Genomic DNA, 15,625 nt, shown 5'->3' on the forward strand with positions numbered 1-15,625 from the left:
CCTGCAGGAACATTGTCCGGCGCTCCAAAGATAAGGGCTTGTGAGATAATCAACGAGCTTGAAGACAACAAGAGAGGAATCTACGGCGGTGCAATCGGATATGTTGATTTGAGCGGAAACATCGACACATGCATCTCAATAAGAATCGCATTTGCACGGAACAATAAGGTCTTCATACGTTCAGGAGCAGGAATTGTTGCGGACAGCGTTCCCGATAACGAGTTTGACGAATGCCTGAACAAGGCGGCAGCAGTTATTAACGCCTTGAAAATTGCAGATGGGGGATTAGAATGATACTTTTAATTGACAATTACGACAGCTTTTCATATAACCTGTTCCAGCTGATAGGTGAAATCAACCCGGACATTCAGGTTTCAAGAAACGACAAGATAACAATTGAGGAAATACGCAAATTGGATCCGGAATGCATAATATTGTCTCCGGGACCTGGAAAACCTGAAAATGCAGGAATATGTATTGACATTGTAAAGGAGTTTCATGACACAATCCCGATTTTAGGGGTTTGTCTGGGCCATCAGGCAATATGCACAGCATTGGGAGGCACAGTATCACATGCAAAAAGACTCATGCATGGAAAGTCATCAAGCATCTCCCTTGATCATGATTATATCTTCAAGGGTCTTCCAAGTGAAATCAGCGTTGGAAGATACCATTCACTGAGCCTTGTACAGGACACCCTTCCGGATTGCCTGGAAATCATTTCAAAGGCAAGGGATGACGGTGAAGTCATGGCTGTCAAGCACAAGGATTATAACGTTTACGGATTACAGTTCCATCCGGAATCAATATTGACACCGGACGGATTGACAATAATGGAGAATTTCATGGAAAAAGTTACAAGAGGGATTTTATGATTAAAGAAGCAATATTGAAAGTATATCAACATCAAGACTTAACCTATGAGGAAGCATATCAGACAATGGACGAGATCATGAGCGGCGAGGCCAGTGAAGTTCAGATGAGCGCTTACCTAACAGCAATGTCAATGAAAGGAGAAACAATCGATGAAATCACCGCTTCCGCAGAGGCAATGAGGGCACACTGCGTAAGGCTATTGAACGATAAGGAGGTTTTAGAGATTGTCGGAACAGGTGGTGACGGTTCAAACACATTCAACATATCAACAACATCATCAATTGTAATATCCTCTGCAGGAGTTCCTGTTGCAAAGCACGGTAACCGTTCAGCATCAAGCAAATGCGGTGCAGCTGATGTGCTTGAGGAATTGGGTGTCAACATATACATTGAACCTGAAAAAAGCCTTGAATGCCTGCGTGAAATCAACTTATGCTTCCTATTTGCTCAAAACTATCACCTGTCAATGAAATACGTTGCCAATGTAAGAAAGGAACTTTCCATCAGGACAATATTCAACATTCTCGGACCATTGACCAATCCGGCTGGTGCAACAATGCAGGTATTGGGAGTTTATGAAAAAGAATTAGTAGAACCTTTAATCAATGTATTAAATAACCTAGGTGTTAAATCTGCATTGTCAGTTTACGGCATGGACGGAATGGATGAGTTTTCCGTCAGCGACAAGACATTTGTAAGCGAACTTAAAAACGGCAGAACAAGAATATATGAGGTTTTACCAGAGGATTTCGGATTTGAGCTGGCATCAAAAAGCGATCTTGTCGGAGGGGATGCAAAGGAAAATGCCGAAATCACTTTAGCAATTCTTAAAGGTGAAAAAGGCCCTAAAAGAAATGCCGTTTTATTAAATTCAGCAGCCGGCCTATACGTTTCAGGCAAAGTAGACTCCCTAGAAGAAGGGGTCAAAATGGCTGAGGAGCTGATCGACTCTGGCAAGGCACTAAGACAGCTTGAGAGATTCATTGAAGTTACAAACAGATGATAATTATGTTGGATGAAATTGTTGAAAAAACTAAGGAAAGGGTGGAAACCGCAAAAGGCATCATTTCATTGGATGATTTGAAAAATGAAGTTTCACTAATGGAAATCACTGACGATTTTCCATTTAAAAAGGCACTGGGTGGAGATGACATATCCATTATTGCAGAGGTCAAAAAGGCATCTCCCTCAAAAGGATTGATTGCTGAGGATTTCGATTACCTGCAGATTGCAAAGGATTATGAGGATGCAGGAGCTTCAGCAATATCAGTATTGACAGAACCATACTTTTTCATGGGTTCTGATGATTATCTAAAAGAAATTGCAGACAATGTTTCCATTCCAGTCTTGAGAAAGGATTTTGTTGTTGACGAGTACATGATTTGGGAAGCAAAGGCATTGGGCGCTTCTGCAGTTTTATTAATAGTTTCCATTCTCGATATTGTTCAGCTTAAAAAATATCTGGACCTTGCACATGAACTTGGCCTTTCAGCTATAGTGGAGACCCATGACGGGGATGAAATCATGCGTGCACTGACAGTTGGGGCTGAAATAATAGGTGTCAACAATAGGAACCTCAACGATTTTACCGTGGATATTGAAAACAGTATCAATCTACGTAGATGTGTCAGTGGAGATGTCATATTTATTTCTGAAAGTGGAATTAAAACAAAGGAAGATGTCACCAGATTGAAAGAAAATGATGTTGATGCAGTTTTAATAGGCGAAACTTTAATGAAAAGTGATGATAAGAAGGCCATGATTTCGGAGTTGAAGAATGGTTAAAATCAAAATCTGCGGACTCAAAAGATTGGAAGATATTGAGATGGTAAACCGCTACAAGCCGGATTATATAGGTTTTGTGTTTGCCAACACTAAAAGAAAAGTTTCACACGAGCTTGCAAGTGAATTGAAAGCTAACTTGGATTCAGACATAATATCAGTCGGCGTTTTTGTGGATGCGCCAAAAGAGGAAATATTGAGACTGTTTAATGATGGCACTATTGAAATTGCACAGCTTCACGGTAGTGAAAGTGAAGATTATATAATTGACTTAAAAGAAAGTACAAACAATGAACTGAAAATCATAAACGCAATTGAAATGTCTGAGGACACGGACTTGCTTGTCTATGATTCATCAAATGCTGATTATTTACTGTTGGACAGTGGAAAGGGAAGTGGAAAAACCTTCGACTGGCGACTTATAAGAAAAGATTTAAAAAAGGACTTTTTCCTGGCCGGCGGATTAAACAGTGAAAACATCACCGGTGCAATTGAGCAGTTCAATCCATATGCGGTTGACTTAAGTTCAAGCCTTGAAGTTGACGGATTCAAGAACGAAGACAAGATAAAAGAGATAATGGAGATAATAAATGAGTAAAGGAAGATATGGTGAATACGGTGGTCAGTACATATCTGAAACATTAATGAACGAATTAATCTACTTGGAAGAGCAGTACAATCATTACATGAATGATCCTGACTTCATAGATGAATTGAATACATTACTAAAGGAATATGCGGGAAGACCATCTCTATTATATTACGCTAAAAGAATGACAGAAGACCTTGGCGGAGCGAAAATCTATCTAAAACGTGAAGATTTAAACCACACCGGAGCCCATAAGATCAACAATGTATTGGGACAGGTATTGCTTGCCAAAAAGATGGGAAAAACCAGGGTCATTGCAGAAACAGGTGCCGGACAGCACGGAGTTGCAACCGCCACAGCAGCAGCACTTCTTGACATGGAATGTGAAGTGTTCATGGGCGAAGTGGATACAAAAAGACAGGCATTGAACGTTTACAGAATGGAACTCTTGGGCGCAAAGGTTCACTCAGTTAAATCCGGAACAAAGACACTTAAGGATGCCGTAAACGATGCATTCCGTGATTGGATTGCAAGAGTCCATGACACCAATTATGTAATCGGTTCCACAATGGGACCACACCCATATCCTCAAATGGTAAGGGATTTCCAGGCAGTAATCAGTCAAGAGGCACGCCAGCAATTCCTTGAAAAAGAGGGAAGACTACCAAATGCGGTTATAGCATGCATTGGTGGTGGAAGTAATGCAATGGGTGCATTCTATAATTTCATAGATGATGAGGAAGTTGAACTGATCGGTTGTGAAGCCGGAGGAAAAGGTGTTGACACACCTTATAACGCAGCAGCATTAACCAATGGTGAAATTGGAATATTCCATGGAATGAAATCAATATTCAGTCAAGGGGAATACGGACAAATCGCACCGGTTTATTCAGTATCAGCCGGACTCGACTATCCTGGTGTAGGACCTGAACACGCTTATTTAAGAGACATTGGAAGGGCAAAATATGTTCCTGTAACTGATGAGGAAGCCGTTGAAGCATTCGAATACCTATCAAGGACAGAAGGAATCATTCCAGCTATTGAAAGTGCTCATGCAGTTGCATACGCCATGAAACTGGCTCCAACAATGGATACGGATGATATGATAATGATATGTCTTTCCGGAAGGGGAGACAAGGACGTAAGGTCAATTGCAGAATACAGGGGAGTTGAGCTAAATGAGTAAGATAGCAAACGCATTTGAAAACGGAACAGCATTCATCGGATTTTTAACCGCAGGAGACCCTACAATCGACAAGACAGTAGAATACATTCTTGCAATGGAAGAGGCAGGATGTGACCTGGTGGAAATTGGAATTCCATTTTCAGACCCGATGGCTGAAGGGGTTGTAATTCAAGATGCTAATGTAAGGGCGTTAAAGCACAACACAACAACCGATGACGTATTCGACATTGTCAGAAGAGTGCGTGAGAAAAGCGATGTTCCATTGGTGTTTTTAACCTACATTAACCCAGTGTTCTTTTACGGTTATGAGGAATTCTTTAAAAGATGTGCAGAGTTGGGTGTCGATGGAATAATTGCACCGGACTTGCCATACGAGGAAAAGGGAGAGATTGCAGACATTGCCCGCAAAAACGATGTGGATGTCATCTCATTGATTGCTCCAACCTCAAAGCAAAGAATTCAAATGATTGCAAACGATGCAACAGGTTTCATTTATGTCGTTTCATCAATGGGCGTTACCGGAATGAGATCTGAAATCAAGACAGATTTGGAATCAATACTTTCAGACATTCGCGAAGTGACAGACTTGCCTTTGGCTGTGGGATTCGGTATAAACACTCCTGAACAGGCCAGTGAAATCGGAAAAATCGCTGACGGTGTAATTGTCGGAAGTGCCATTGTAAAAATAATTGAAGAGCATGGTGAGGATGCCGGCGATGCATTGAGGGAATATGTTTCAAGCATGAAAAATGCATCAAATGAATAATTTTCATAAAATCATAAACATTATAATATAGAAAAAATATATATAACTATATTATTTTACAAGAGGATTATTTATGTTTAAAGCTGAATTAAGTGATTCTAGTATATTAAAAACCAGTTTTGATGCTATTTCATCCATTGTGGATGAGGTACAAATTCAAACTGACAGTGAAGGCATGAGACTAGATGCCTTAGACCGTAGTCACATAACTTTCGTACATTTAGAGCTTAAAGCAAGCTTGTTTGATGAATATATTTGTGATGTTCCAGAAAAGATTAACATTGACACTGACGAGTTCATGAGAGTTCTCAAACGTGCAAAATCCCAAGACAGAGTGTTAATGTCCGTGGATGAAGGTAATTTCATCATCACTTTCGAAGGGGACGCAACCAGAACCTTCAAAATAAGATTAATTGATATCGAGTATGATAATCCTACTCCGCCACAAATTAGTCATCCAACAACCTTCAAAGTACGTTTCTCAATCTTGAAAGACTGTATCAACGATATTGATATCTTTTCAGACAAAATCGCTTTACAAGTGGATGAAGATTACTTCATTGCATCAGCTGACGGTGAGTTCGGTGATGCAAGTATCAAGTACCTTCACGGTGAAAACATCCAATCCCACGAAAAAGCTTTGTTCTCATTAGACAAGATTAGAGAAATGCTTAAAGCGGATAAATTTTCAGAGGAAGCTGAAATTAGTTTAGGTACCGACATGCCATTGAGTTTAACACTCACCATGGTGACAGGCGACGGTAAGCTCAGTTTCTTGCTTGCTCCTAGATTAGAACAAGATGATTAATTTCATTTGTTCATCTTTTTTTATTTTAAATTTAATTTTTAGAGATGGTATTAAGTGGATCACTTCTATCAAACATTGCGAAAAATCCAGAAGAAGGAACGTAACAACGGCACATTGACTCGTGTAGATGAGACTTTTTACAGTGACATACATGAGTTTATGGATGTTTTAAAACAGGAAGCCATGAATGATCCATTTTCCAAAGCCCCTGCATTGCTTAAGGAGGCTCAAATCATTGCTACTGAAATCTGCCAAAGGCGTGAAACCAAAATTGCAAATTCAGCTGTTTTGAATATTCACAGGTCATATCATCTGTTCACAGGCAAGCCTCAGTTTGATTTGGTTGATACCACTCCATTGAACCTCACTCCCGAAGAGGAGAAGTTTTATTATTCACTGATTGACACCCTGAAAAACCACAGGCACAACATTTCACTGGAATCCCTCTCAGACAATGAGGAAGAGGAAAATGATTCCAGACCGATAATCAAGCCTAAGGAAACCCAGACCAACACTTTAACTTCCACTACAGTTGAAAAACCCCCGGAAGAGGTCGTTAAACCAAAACCTATAGTTAAAGAGGTTAAGGAAGTTAAGGAAGAAAAACCAGTCATAAAGCCGCCTGAGGAAAAGCCTCCAGTCAAGGTTCAGCAAAAGCCGAAACCTGTTGAAAACATTGAGGACAATCCGAATGCCTTTGATGAGCAGGATGAATTTTATGATTTCGAATCCAAAAGGGTTGCAAGAGACACAGAACTTGTCACAATGCTTGTTTTCGATGAAGTGGGTGCAATCGTAGGTGTTGACGAGAAAGTATATGGACCTTTCAGGCCGCAGGACATAGTGACATTGCCACTTGTCAATGCGAAAATATTTTTCAAAAATAGAAAAGGCCGAAAGGTTAAAATCTAACCACTTTTCCATTACCTTTAAATAACTTGATAAATATATATACTAATCGTATCTATTTGTGATATTAAAAAATTATATTTTATATAATTTGGATTTCTGCTGTGTGTAGACTTGATGCGTTACAAGACAGTTTTGATCTCTACTTTTTCGTAATATAAATGGAGTTTAGATAAATTCATAGATAGGTTTACAATGATTTATTAATTTACGGTGAGAAAATGAAAATACCAAAAGAAAAAAGAACATACTGTCCACACTGTAAAAGACACACAGTACATGAAGTTCACACCGCTAAAAGAAGAAAAGCTAGTGAATTAACATGGGGACAAAGACAATTCAGACGTGTAACTGCTGGTTACAGAGGTTACCCAAGGCCTTTACCTGCTGGAAACAAACCTGTTAAAAAATTAGACTTAAGACTTAAATGTAAAGAATGTGGAAAATCTCACATTAAACAATCTTTCAGAACAGGAAAACCTGAATTTGTAGCTAAATAAGGTGATTAACATGGTTAGTAAAGGTAGAGGAAACTTTTTAAAAGTTAAATGTTTAGATTGTGATAATGAACAAGTAATTTTTGATCGTGCAGCATCCGATGTTAAATGTATCATCTGTGGTAAAACACTCGTTAAATCCCGTGGTGCTAAAGCTAAAATTACTGCACACATCGAAAAAGTTTTAAACTAAATCTTTTTAGTTTTTAACTTATTTTTTTACTATTTTTTATAATTTTTATTTGATGTTGGTGAGAATATGGTAAGAAAAAGTCAAGAATGGCCTGATGAAGGAGAACTTATTGTAGGTACCGTTTATAAAGTTCTTAATTATGGGGCTTTTGCTAAATTAGAAGAATATCAGGGCAAAGAAGCTTTTATTCATATTTCTGAGGTATCTTCTGGTTGGGTTAAAAATATCAGAGATCATGTAAGGGAAAACCAAAAAATCGTTTGTCGTGTTCTCCGCGTAAATCCTAAAAAAGGGCATGTGGACGCATCCCTTAAAAGAATCCGTGAAGACCAAAGAACTAAAAAAATCCAACATTGGAAAATTGAACAAAAAGCTGAAAAATTCTTAGAATTATCTGCTAAATCCTTAGACAAGGATTTGGATGAGGCTTATGATGAAGTGGGTTACGAGCTCATGGACATCTTCGGTGATGTTTATGGTGCATTCGAAACCGCTGCTGATGAAGGTGCTGAATCCTTAACTGAAGAAGGAATCCCACAGGATTGGGCTGATGCCATTACAGAAGTGGCTCAAAAGAACATCACTCCTCCTGAAGTTCACATTAGCGGTTATGTGGATATCGAAACATTCGTGCCTGACGGTGTGGATGTCATTATCTCTGCACTCAAAGCTGCTGAAGATAATGGGGACGAGGAAGAGGAAATCAAGGTTCAATGTGTAGGTGCACCTAGATACAGAATCACCATCAAGTCCACTGATTATATCTTAGCAGAAAAAACTCTCAAAGCTGCAGCTGAAAGATGCATTGCAGTTGTAGAGGAATCCGGTGGAAACGGTTCATTTTTAAGAGAGTTAGATAACTAGATTCTTATGAATATGAAAATGAATAAATGTCCTGAATGCGGAATATACACTTTAAAAGATGCTTGCCCAAAATGTGGCGGGCAACTTAAAGTGATTTATCCTCCAAAATTTTCCATTGAGGATAAATATGGAAAGTATAGGCGCATACTCAAAAAGGAAGCAATGAATAAGGAGTAATTCCAATGAACACTACTGAAATTAATGTTTTAGAAGAAGTTGAATTAAACAATCCTATTTTTATTGAAGCATTACCTGGTCTTGGACATGTCGGTAAATTGGCTGCTGACCATATGATTGATGAGTTGGGAGCTACCAAATTCGCAGAAATCTATTCTCCAACTTTCCCGCCTCAAGTTCTTGTAAAAGATGGAGGAATAATCGATAATATGCTCAATGAGCTATATTACTTGAAAGATGTTGGTGAAGACAATTTGGATCTAATTCTTCTTGTGGGCAATACTCAATCCTTATCTCCGGAAGGTCAGTATTTAACCTGTAAAGAGATTCTAGAGTTTGTCAACCAATATGACATTAACAGAATTTACACTTTAGGTGGTATAGTCACTTCTCCACAGCCAGTTGAAAACCCTAAGGTTTTCGGAGCAGCTACCTGTGAAGAGAACATTGAACTATTAAAAGAATTAGATATTGAAATCAGATCCAATGATGGAGGAATTGTCGGAGCTTCCGGATTGTTCTTAGGTTTAGGAGTCCGTCAAGGAATTCACGGAACCTGTCTTATGGGTGAAACTCCAGGTTATTTCATTGATGCTGAAGCGGCTGAAGCTCTCTTGATTAAGTTGTCCTTATTGCTCAACTTTGAAATCAACACTGATAAGCTTGATGAAAGGGCTGAAGAAACCAGGCAAATGATTGCTAAGGCCCAACAAATGGAACAGGATATGATTAACAAGGCAAATGCTGGAAATGCTGATGATTTAAGATATATTGGATAAAACCAATATATTCCTTTTTTACTTTTTTTATGAATGTTATAGTTATTCCCGACGCTTCAATGATTGTTATTCCATTAATTGAAAAGAATGGACACACTTATTTATCCCCAACTGATTTTTCCCGCTATGACAATATGGACATATGTGAAGGCAATCTCGAATTTGACCATATTATTTCAAAATACTCCTCCAGTGAACTTCCCTCTGGTGTGAAATCAAGACTTTACTTATTCTCTAAAATCATTGACAAGGCCGATGCTGCCATAATACTGGGCAAGCGCCCGAGAGAATATGAAAGAATGTACAGCTCATTGAATGACCTTATTCTATTTGGAGGAAATGCCTGCAACAATGCCCACAGCCTCATGGTCAAGATTGTTGAGGACATGGATATTCCAACTTTAAAGCTAGCTTTTCCAAAAAATCAGGATGATTTAATCAATTTGATAGATAAAACAAACTTTTTTTTAAAAAACCTCAAATCAAGCAATGATGATGATTTGAGTGTTGATTTGTATCCTAAAAAGGAAAAGTATCCCGTTTCGGATGTGAAGGAAATATTGGATAAGTTAATATAATCTCAAATCCAACAGTTAATCATGTTAGTAAATGCGGATTTCCATCTTCACAGTTGCTTTTCGGCTGCATCATCTAAGGACATGCTGATAAAAAACATGGCTCCAAAGGCCAAGCTAAAGGGATTGGGCCTTTTGGGAACAGGCGATGCATTGCATCCGGGATGGCTCGACATCATTGAGGAGACCACAACATATTCAGGGGACGGAATCTACACCTATGATGACATGGATTTTGTCCTGACAACCGAAATCGAGGGAAAAAACAGGATTCATCATGTAATCATAATCCCGGATATTGGCATTGCACGTGAACTGTCAGATAAGCTGCCTTCAAAAAACAAGACAATTGACGGCAGGCCCAAAACCAATTATGGAGGAGCGGAAATTCTTGAATTGGTCAGACAATACGACTGTCTGATCGGTCCGGCTCATGCATTCACTCCATGGACTGGAATGTACAAGTCATTTGATAGCATTTACGACTGTTATGAGAAAAAACCGGATTTTGTTGAATTGGGATTGTCCGCCGACACTGACATGGCTGACACAATTTCAGAACTTAAGGATTTCCCGTTTCTTACAAACTCGGATGCACATTCACCATGGCCACACAGACTTGGCCGTGAGTTTAATCAAATAAGTCTTGAGGATATCTCATTCTCATCCATCAAAAAGGCAATTAAAAACAGGGATATCAAAGCAAATTATGGCCTTGTGCCGAACCTGGGCAAGTACCACATGACCGCATGCACCAAATGCTACAAGCTGATAGATCCATTGACTGCAAAGGAAAACAATATGAAATGCAGTTGCGGCGGAAGAATCAAGAAGGGAGTGGATTTCAGGATATCAGAAATTGCCGATTACTCAGAGCCTAATCATCCTAAATTCAGGCCCAAATATGTTCATCTGATGCCTCTTGCTGAGATAATCTCATCAGTCTATGACAAGGGAGTCACAACAAAGACCGTTCAGGGAATATGGCAAAAGCTGATTGACAGTTTCAATACAGAAATAGATGTTCTGATTAATGCTGATTTGGCAGATATTTCTAAAATCGACACTCAAACCGCACAGGCGATAGAGTCATTCAGAAACAATTCGCTTGATATCGTTCCTGGTGGCGGCGGCCAATACGGACAGATTATTTTTGAAAAGAAGGTCAAAAAGGAAAAAGTAGTTACTTTAGATAATTTTTAAAAAAAGCGGACTTGGAGGGATTTGAACCCTCGATCTTAAGATTAGGAGTCTTACGCCCTTCCAGACTAGGCTACAAGCCCATATTTATAAAATAATCTCATAAGAAAAATATTTTTTTAAAAAAAAGAATTTATGAGAACGGACCCGCCGGGATTTGAACCCGGGGTCTTCGGATTAGAAGTCCGACGCCCTATCCAGCTAGGCTACGGGCCCTCATATACAACAATAATTATTTTATTTTTTTTATTATATATATTTAACGATTAAAAATAAAAAAATAAAAGGATTAAATTTAATCCTCAAACTCTTTCAGTCATTCCAGTTGCATCATTTACTCCGATACTGTCTACAGCATTACCATCTGCATCGTAAATGGTAAATATCCAGTATCCATTGGAATAATATCCGCTTCCTGCATAACAACCTTCTTCTGCTATTGCATCACTTGCGATAGCTTTTGCAGTGGAATAGGATAATTTAGTTGAACCGGAGCTTGAGCTTCCACTTCCACTTGAACTGGAACCAGAACTACTTGATCCAGAACTTGAAGTTCCACTTGAGCTTCCACTTCCACTTGATCCGGAGCTGCTTGATCCGGAACTTCCAGAGCCTACTCCGCTACTACCTGAATCAGTAGTTGCTACAGAGGAGCCAGTACCATTGGTGCTTATAGAACTATTATTCCCAAGTCCATTACCAGTGTTATCATTTGCACCCATACTGGACAAGTCGGAGAATATTGGACTGTTACTATTGGTAATTCCATATGCGGCAACAGCAGCAGCAATACATAATACGATAATTATTGAAATAATAATATTTGCTTTATCCAATTTTTAGCCTCCTGCATTATTAATTAAATATAATAATAAAATTAAGTTTTTCATCTTTTATATATATTTCGATTTATTTATTTCGGTAGCACTTATTAATAATAAAAAATATATATATTTATCGTTAGTTTCTAATTTCTTAATTTGAGGTGACATATTTGAAAGATAGAGTAGTTATATCTCCTACAACTCGTCAAGAAGGCCATGCCGAACTCGTCATGGAAGTTGATGATGAAGGGATAGTTACAAAAGGTATGTATTTTAGTATTACTCCTGTAAGGGGTTTAGAAAAGATGGTTCTTAGCAAAGCACCTGAAACCGCTCCAGTTTTATGTCAAAGAATCTGTGGAGTTTGTCCAATTCCACACACTTTAGCATCCGCTGAAGCTATCGATCAAGCATTAGGAATCGAAATTCCTAAAGCAGCTAGATTGTTAAGAGAAGCTACCTTAGCAGCACACAACATTAACAGTGCAGCTATTCACCACTTCTTAGTAGCACCTGATTTCGTCCCAGACGAATTATTCGCTACTGCAGTTGACAGTGTAAGTAACATCAGAAAAAATGTACAATACGTTGTTGACATGATTGCTGGTGAAGGTATTCACCCATCTGATGTAAGAGTTGGAGGAATGGCAAGAAACATTACTCCATTTGCAAAAGAAAGATTAGTAGAAAGAATGACCGCACTCAAATCAGACCTCGAAGCACACATCGAATTAATCAAAAACTGTGTTGCTGAAAGTGCTGAAAAAATGGGCATGCCAGAAGATTTAGGTGTAGTTAACCAACCATTACTCGCTGTACACCCAACTTACGGTGTAAACGAGTTTGACATGGACGCATTTTCCGAAGTTTTACCTGAAGCATGGTATGATGACCCTGAAGTAGGTAAAAGAGGATGTTCCGTTATTCCATTAATCAATGGTACTAACGTTGAAACCGGTCCTAGAGCAAGAATGGAAAAATTCCAAGGATTCAAAGGTAAAGGTGTCATTGCTCAACACGTAGCTCGTGCTGACGAAATGATGAAAAACTACGAAGCATGTATGGAAGCATTAGACGCAATCGACCCTGCAGCATCTGCAAGAGCAGACTATGATCCTAGAGGTACTGGTGAACTCGGATTCGGTATTATCGAAGGTCCTAGAGGAACCAACGCTCACATGGCAAAAGTTGAAGATGGAAAAACCAAATTCTACTCTGCAATTGTGCCAACCACTTGGAACATTCCAACAATGGGTCCTGCTACAGAAGGATTCCATCATGAATTTGGTCCACACGTTATCAGAGCATACGACCCATGTTTATCCTGTGCTACTCACGTGATGGTTGTTGATGATGAAGACAAATCCATTCTCAAAAACGAAATGGTGAGAATCTAAGTTGGAGGACAATTAAATGCCTTATGATTCGGAGATAATTGTTATAGGATGCGGAAATGTTTTATTTAAGGACGATGGATTCGGTCCAGTTATAATCAATATTTTACAGAAATACGCAGAAGATAAAAACGACTATTACGATCCAGCAGTAACTGCATATGTGGAAAACGATTTCGACAAGGATATTCTCGCAGAGATTAAAGCGAAGTTTGAAGGCATCGAATTGCCTGAAAGCATTCAATTTATCGATGGGGGAACAGCAGCTCCAGTTAATTTCTTCCCACTTTACGAAGACTATGACTGGAAAAAGCTAATTGTTATTGATGTAGTTGAATTCGATGCAGAACCTGGAACCGTAGATGTATTCGATCCTAATATAATGAAAATTGGAAAATACGACAATCCTCACGGAATGACAGTGGAAGAACCACTTCAAAAGATTTCTGAAAAATGTGAAGTTGTCGTTGTTGGTTGTAAGCCTGCAGAAATTCCAACTCCGGATGTTGATTTAGGGTTAACAGACCCAGTTATAAAGGCAATTCCTAAAACTATTGATCTTATTTTAAAAGAAATCGGGGTAAAATAATGTTTGATAAATTGAAAAAAGCTTTTGGCGGTTCTAAAGAAGAAGTCGCACCAAAAGTAGAAGAAAAAGTTGAAGCTGCTCCTGTTGAAACACCAGTTGAAGCTAAAGCTGAAGCTGCTCCTGAAGCAGCTGCTGCAAAACCACGTATCGGTTACATACACTTAAGTGGTTGTACTGGTGATGCAATGTCCTTAACCGAAAACTACGACATTTTATCAACAGTTTTAACTGATATGGTTGATATCGTATACGGACAAACTTTAGTTGACAAATGGATTCACGGTACTTACGCTGAAGAAATGCCTGAAATGGACTTATGTTTAATTGAAGGATCAGTTTGTTTACAAGATGAACACAGTTTACACGAAATCCAAGAAGCAAGGAAAAAATCTGGCTTAATCTGTGCATTCGGTTCCTGTGCTATGACCGGTTGTTTCACAACCTTCGCACGTGGAGGCCAACAAGCACAACCTAAACACGAATCTTTCGTGCCAGTTAGTTCCTTAGTTAAAGTAGACTTAGCACTCCCAGGTTGTCCTGTTGCTCCTGAAATGATTGCTAACGCAGTTGTTGCATTATGTAACGGTGACTTAGAATACTTACAACCTGCTATGGACAAAGCTGCTTGCAACACCGGATGTGGCTGTGATGTATTAACCAACATTATCCGTAACGGATTATGTTCTGGATGTGGAACTTGTGCTCTAGCTTGTCCTACAAGAGCTATGGGCTTTACTGAAGGTAGACCTAGCTGTGACAGAGACAGATGTGTAAAATGTGGAACCTGTTACGCAATGTGTCCAAGAGCATGGTTACCAATCAAAAGAATTAAAGAGGAAACAGGATTATAGGAGGAATGAATATGGTATTAGGTACTTACAAAGAAGCAATTTCTGCTAGATCTACTGATAGCAAAATTTTAGAAGTATCCCAAGATGGAGGAATTGTTTCAGCATTACTCTGTTACGCACTCGATGAAGGACTCCTTGAAGGTGCAGTCGTTGCTGGAACTCCTGACGATGATTGGAGACCTATTCCTACTGTAGTAACCTCATCTGATGAAGTTATTGCTGCAGCAGGTACTAAATATTCAATGTCTCCTACCTTATCTGCTTTAAAAGAAGCAACCCGTCAATACGGACTTGAAAAAGTCGGTGTAGTTGCAACTCCATGTCAAGTACAAGGTTTAAGAAAAGCACAAACTTATCCATTTGCAAGATTCGTTACCAGTAAAATCGCATTAATCATCGGTATTTACTGTATGGAAAACTTCCCAATGGCTTCCTTAGACACCTTCGCAACTGCTAAATTAGGATTTGACAGTTTACAAGATGCTTCCAAAATGGACATCGGTAAAGGTAAATTCTGGTTAACCAAAGACGGTGAAGACTCAGGATTAGCTATTAAAGAAACCCACGGATACGAACAAGCTGGATGTAACATCTGTATGGATTACGTTGCTGAATGGGCTGACGTATCAACCGGTTCCGTTGGATCTCCTGACGGTTGGTCCACTGTTTTAACCAGAACCGATGACGGTGACAGCATCTTTAAAGCTGCTGTTGACGCTGGTTTAATCGAAACCAAACCAATGGACGAAGTAAAACCTGGTCTCGG

General features: G+C 39.1%; 21 protein-coding genes and 2 tRNA genes. 20 read left to right on the forward strand and 3 right to left on the reverse strand.

Features of this window, described 5'->3' with window-relative positions; translation table 11 throughout:
- The 16 genes from E7Z78_RS08700 to E7Z78_RS08775 form a co-directional block, all read left to right on the forward strand.
- On the forward strand, window positions 1-294 hold a 294-nt coding region (locus tag E7Z78_RS08700; protein ID WP_303724776.1), incomplete at its 5' end, for a chorismate-binding protein.
- A complete protein-coding gene (locus E7Z78_RS08705; protein ID WP_303724777.1) occupies window positions 291-875 on the forward strand; it encodes an aminodeoxychorismate/anthranilate synthase component II in 585 nt (194 codons plus the stop codon). The genes E7Z78_RS08700 and E7Z78_RS08705, both read left to right, overlap by 4 nt.
- Window positions 872-1,879, forward strand: coding sequence for an anthranilate phosphoribosyltransferase (gene trpD / locus E7Z78_RS08710; protein ID WP_303724778.1), 1,008 nt, complete (start codon window positions 872-874; stop codon window positions 1,877-1,879). The genes E7Z78_RS08705 and trpD overlap by 4 nt, the downstream gene beginning before the upstream one ends.
- A gap of 5 nt (window positions 1,880-1,884) precedes the next feature.
- Window positions 1,885-2,661: an indole-3-glycerol phosphate synthase TrpC gene (gene trpC, locus E7Z78_RS08715; RefSeq protein WP_303724779.1), complete on the forward strand. Its 777-nt coding sequence runs from the start codon at window positions 1,885-1,887 to the stop codon at window positions 2,659-2,661.
- Window positions 2,654-3,256 (forward strand): phosphoribosylanthranilate isomerase, encoded by a 603-nt coding sequence (locus tag E7Z78_RS08720; RefSeq protein ID WP_303724780.1) that lies wholly within the window; start codon window positions 2,654-2,656, stop codon window positions 3,254-3,256. The genes trpC and E7Z78_RS08720 overlap by 8 nt, the downstream gene beginning before the upstream one ends.
- Window positions 3,249-4,433, forward strand: coding sequence for a tryptophan synthase subunit beta (gene trpB / locus E7Z78_RS08725; protein WP_303724781.1), 1,185 nt, complete (start codon window positions 3,249-3,251; stop codon window positions 4,431-4,433). The genes E7Z78_RS08720 and trpB overlap by 8 nt, the downstream gene beginning before the upstream one ends.
- Complete coding sequence (trpA, locus tag E7Z78_RS08730) at window positions 4,426-5,199, forward strand: tryptophan synthase subunit alpha (protein ID WP_303724782.1); 774 nt, start codon at window positions 4,426-4,428, stop codon at window positions 5,197-5,199. The genes trpB and trpA overlap by 8 nt, the downstream gene beginning before the upstream one ends.
- Before the next feature lie 73 nt (window positions 5,200-5,272).
- On the forward strand, window positions 5,273-6,007 hold the full coding sequence (gene pcn, locus E7Z78_RS08735) for a proliferating cell nuclear antigen (pcna) (protein ID WP_303724783.1): 735 nt from the start codon (window positions 5,273-5,275) through the stop codon (window positions 6,005-6,007).
- Window positions 6,008-6,061: 54 nt separating this feature from the next.
- Complete coding sequence (locus E7Z78_RS08740; protein WP_303724784.1) at window positions 6,062-6,919, forward strand: hypothetical protein; 858 nt, start codon at window positions 6,062-6,064, stop codon at window positions 6,917-6,919.
- Between the two features lie 218 nt (window positions 6,920-7,137).
- Window positions 7,138-7,416 carry a 50S ribosomal protein L44e gene (locus tag E7Z78_RS08745; protein WP_116592620.1) on the forward strand — a complete coding sequence of 93 codons (279 nt, stop codon included), beginning with the start codon at window positions 7,138-7,140 and terminating at the stop codon, window positions 7,414-7,416.
- A 10-nt stretch (window positions 7,417-7,426) separates the two neighbouring features.
- Window positions 7,427-7,606 (forward strand): 30S ribosomal protein S27e, encoded by a 180-nt coding sequence (locus tag E7Z78_RS08750; protein WP_067044971.1) that lies wholly within the window; start codon window positions 7,427-7,429, stop codon window positions 7,604-7,606.
- A 66-nt stretch (window positions 7,607-7,672) separates the two neighbouring features.
- On the forward strand, window positions 7,673-8,470 hold the full coding sequence (locus E7Z78_RS08755) for a translation initiation factor IF-2 subunit alpha (protein WP_303724785.1): 798 nt from the start codon (window positions 7,673-7,675) through the stop codon (window positions 8,468-8,470).
- A 6-nt stretch (window positions 8,471-8,476) separates the two neighbouring features.
- The gene (locus tag E7Z78_RS08760) at window positions 8,477-8,647 is read left to right on the forward strand and encodes an RNA-protein complex protein Nop10 (RefSeq protein WP_116592618.1); all 171 of its coding nucleotides are present in this window, start codon (window positions 8,477-8,479) and stop codon (window positions 8,645-8,647) included.
- Window positions 8,648-8,652: 5 nt separating this feature from the next.
- On the forward strand, window positions 8,653-9,426 hold the full coding sequence (locus E7Z78_RS08765) for a proteasome assembly chaperone family protein (protein WP_303724787.1): 774 nt from the start codon (window positions 8,653-8,655) through the stop codon (window positions 9,424-9,426).
- A gap of 29 nt (window positions 9,427-9,455) precedes the next feature.
- Window positions 9,456-10,004 carry a DUF2112 family protein gene (locus E7Z78_RS08770; protein ID WP_303724789.1) on the forward strand — a complete coding sequence of 183 codons (549 nt, stop codon included), beginning with the start codon at window positions 9,456-9,458 and terminating at the stop codon, window positions 10,002-10,004.
- Between the two features lie 21 nt (window positions 10,005-10,025).
- A complete protein-coding gene (locus tag E7Z78_RS08775; RefSeq protein WP_303724790.1) occupies window positions 10,026-11,204 on the forward strand; it encodes a TIGR00375 family protein in 1,179 nt (392 codons plus the stop codon).
- A 6-nt stretch (window positions 11,205-11,210) separates the two neighbouring features.
- Here the strand turns inward: E7Z78_RS08775 and E7Z78_RS08780 are convergent.
- The 3 genes from E7Z78_RS08780 to E7Z78_RS08790 all read right to left on the reverse strand — a co-directional run bounded on the left by E7Z78_RS08780 (window position 11,211) and on the right by E7Z78_RS08790 (window position 12,037).
- Window positions 11,211-11,284, reverse strand: a tRNA-Arg gene (locus E7Z78_RS08780).
- Between the two features lie 59 nt (window positions 11,285-11,343).
- Window positions 11,344-11,417: transfer RNA gene (locus E7Z78_RS08785), tRNA-Arg, on the reverse strand.
- 86 nt (window positions 11,418-11,503) lie between these two features.
- Window positions 11,504-12,037, reverse strand: a complete 534-nt coding sequence (locus tag E7Z78_RS08790) for an endoglucanase (protein ID WP_303724791.1) — start codon at window positions 12,035-12,037, stop codon at window positions 11,504-11,506.
- A gap of 158 nt (window positions 12,038-12,195) precedes the next feature.
- Between E7Z78_RS08790 and frhA the strand changes: the two genes are divergently transcribed.
- The 4 genes from frhA to frhB form a co-directional block, all read left to right on the forward strand.
- Complete coding sequence (gene frhA, locus E7Z78_RS08795; protein ID WP_303724792.1) at window positions 12,196-13,422, forward strand: coenzyme F420 hydrogenase subunit alpha; 1,227 nt, start codon at window positions 12,196-12,198, stop codon at window positions 13,420-13,422.
- Between the two features lie 16 nt (window positions 13,423-13,438).
- A complete protein-coding gene (frhD, locus tag E7Z78_RS08800; protein ID WP_303724793.1) occupies window positions 13,439-14,008 on the forward strand; it encodes a coenzyme F420-reducing hydrogenase, FrhD protein in 570 nt (189 codons plus the stop codon).
- Entirely contained in the window at window positions 14,008-14,859 is an 852-nt protein-coding gene (frhG, locus tag E7Z78_RS08805; RefSeq protein ID WP_303724794.1) for a coenzyme F420 hydrogenase subunit gamma, read from the forward strand. The genes frhD and frhG overlap by 1 nt, the downstream gene beginning before the upstream one ends.
- Before the next feature lie 11 nt (window positions 14,860-14,870).
- Window positions 14,871-15,625: coenzyme F420 hydrogenase subunit beta (gene frhB, locus E7Z78_RS08810; RefSeq protein WP_303724795.1), on the forward strand; the 755-nt coding region annotated here is incomplete at its 3' end.

The organism is Methanobrevibacter thaueri, from assembly GCF_015062915.1.
GTDB lineage: Archaea > Methanobacteriota > Methanobacteria > Methanobacteriales > Methanobacteriaceae > Methanocatella > Methanocatella thaueri_B.

Bases quoted from the DNA above. Each gene is read 5' to 3' on its own strand.
- E7Z78_RS08705 (WP_303724777.1), top strand. From the start codon at position 291: ATGATACTTTTAATTGACAATTACGACAGCTTTTCATATAACCTGTTC.
- trpD (WP_303724778.1), top strand. From the start codon at position 872: ATGATTAAAGAAGCAATATTGAAAGTATATCAACATCAAGACTTAACC.
- trpC (WP_303724779.1), top strand. From the start codon at position 1,885: ATGTTGGATGAAATTGTTGAAAAAACTAAGGAAAGGGTGGAAACCGCA.
- E7Z78_RS08720 (WP_303724780.1), top strand. From the start codon at position 2,654: ATGGTTAAAATCAAAATCTGCGGACTCAAAAGATTGGAAGATATTGAG.
- trpB (WP_303724781.1), top strand. From the start codon at position 3,249: ATGAGTAAAGGAAGATATGGTGAATACGGTGGTCAGTACATATCTGAA.
- trpA (WP_303724782.1), top strand. From the start codon at position 4,426: ATGAGTAAGATAGCAAACGCATTTGAAAACGGAACAGCATTCATCGGA.
- pcn (WP_303724783.1), top strand. From the start codon at position 5,273: ATGTTTAAAGCTGAATTAAGTGATTCTAGTATATTAAAAACCAGTTTT.
- E7Z78_RS08745 (WP_116592620.1), top strand. From the start codon at position 7,138: ATGAAAATACCAAAAGAAAAAAGAACATACTGTCCACACTGTAAAAGA.
- E7Z78_RS08750 (WP_067044971.1), top strand. From the start codon at position 7,427: ATGGTTAGTAAAGGTAGAGGAAACTTTTTAAAAGTTAAATGTTTAGAT.
- E7Z78_RS08755 (WP_303724785.1), top strand. From the start codon at position 7,673: ATGGTAAGAAAAAGTCAAGAATGGCCTGATGAAGGAGAACTTATTGTA.
- E7Z78_RS08760 (WP_116592618.1), top strand. From the start codon at position 8,477: ATGAATATGAAAATGAATAAATGTCCTGAATGCGGAATATACACTTTA.
- E7Z78_RS08765 (WP_303724787.1), top strand. From the start codon at position 8,653: ATGAACACTACTGAAATTAATGTTTTAGAAGAAGTTGAATTAAACAAT.
- E7Z78_RS08770 (WP_303724789.1), top strand. From the start codon at position 9,456: ATGAATGTTATAGTTATTCCCGACGCTTCAATGATTGTTATTCCATTA.
- E7Z78_RS08775 (WP_303724790.1), top strand. From the start codon at position 10,026: ATGTTAGTAAATGCGGATTTCCATCTTCACAGTTGCTTTTCGGCTGCA.
- frhD (WP_303724793.1), top strand. From the start codon at position 13,439: ATGCCTTATGATTCGGAGATAATTGTTATAGGATGCGGAAATGTTTTA.
- frhG (WP_303724794.1), top strand. From the start codon at position 14,008: ATGTTTGATAAATTGAAAAAAGCTTTTGGCGGTTCTAAAGAAGAAGTC.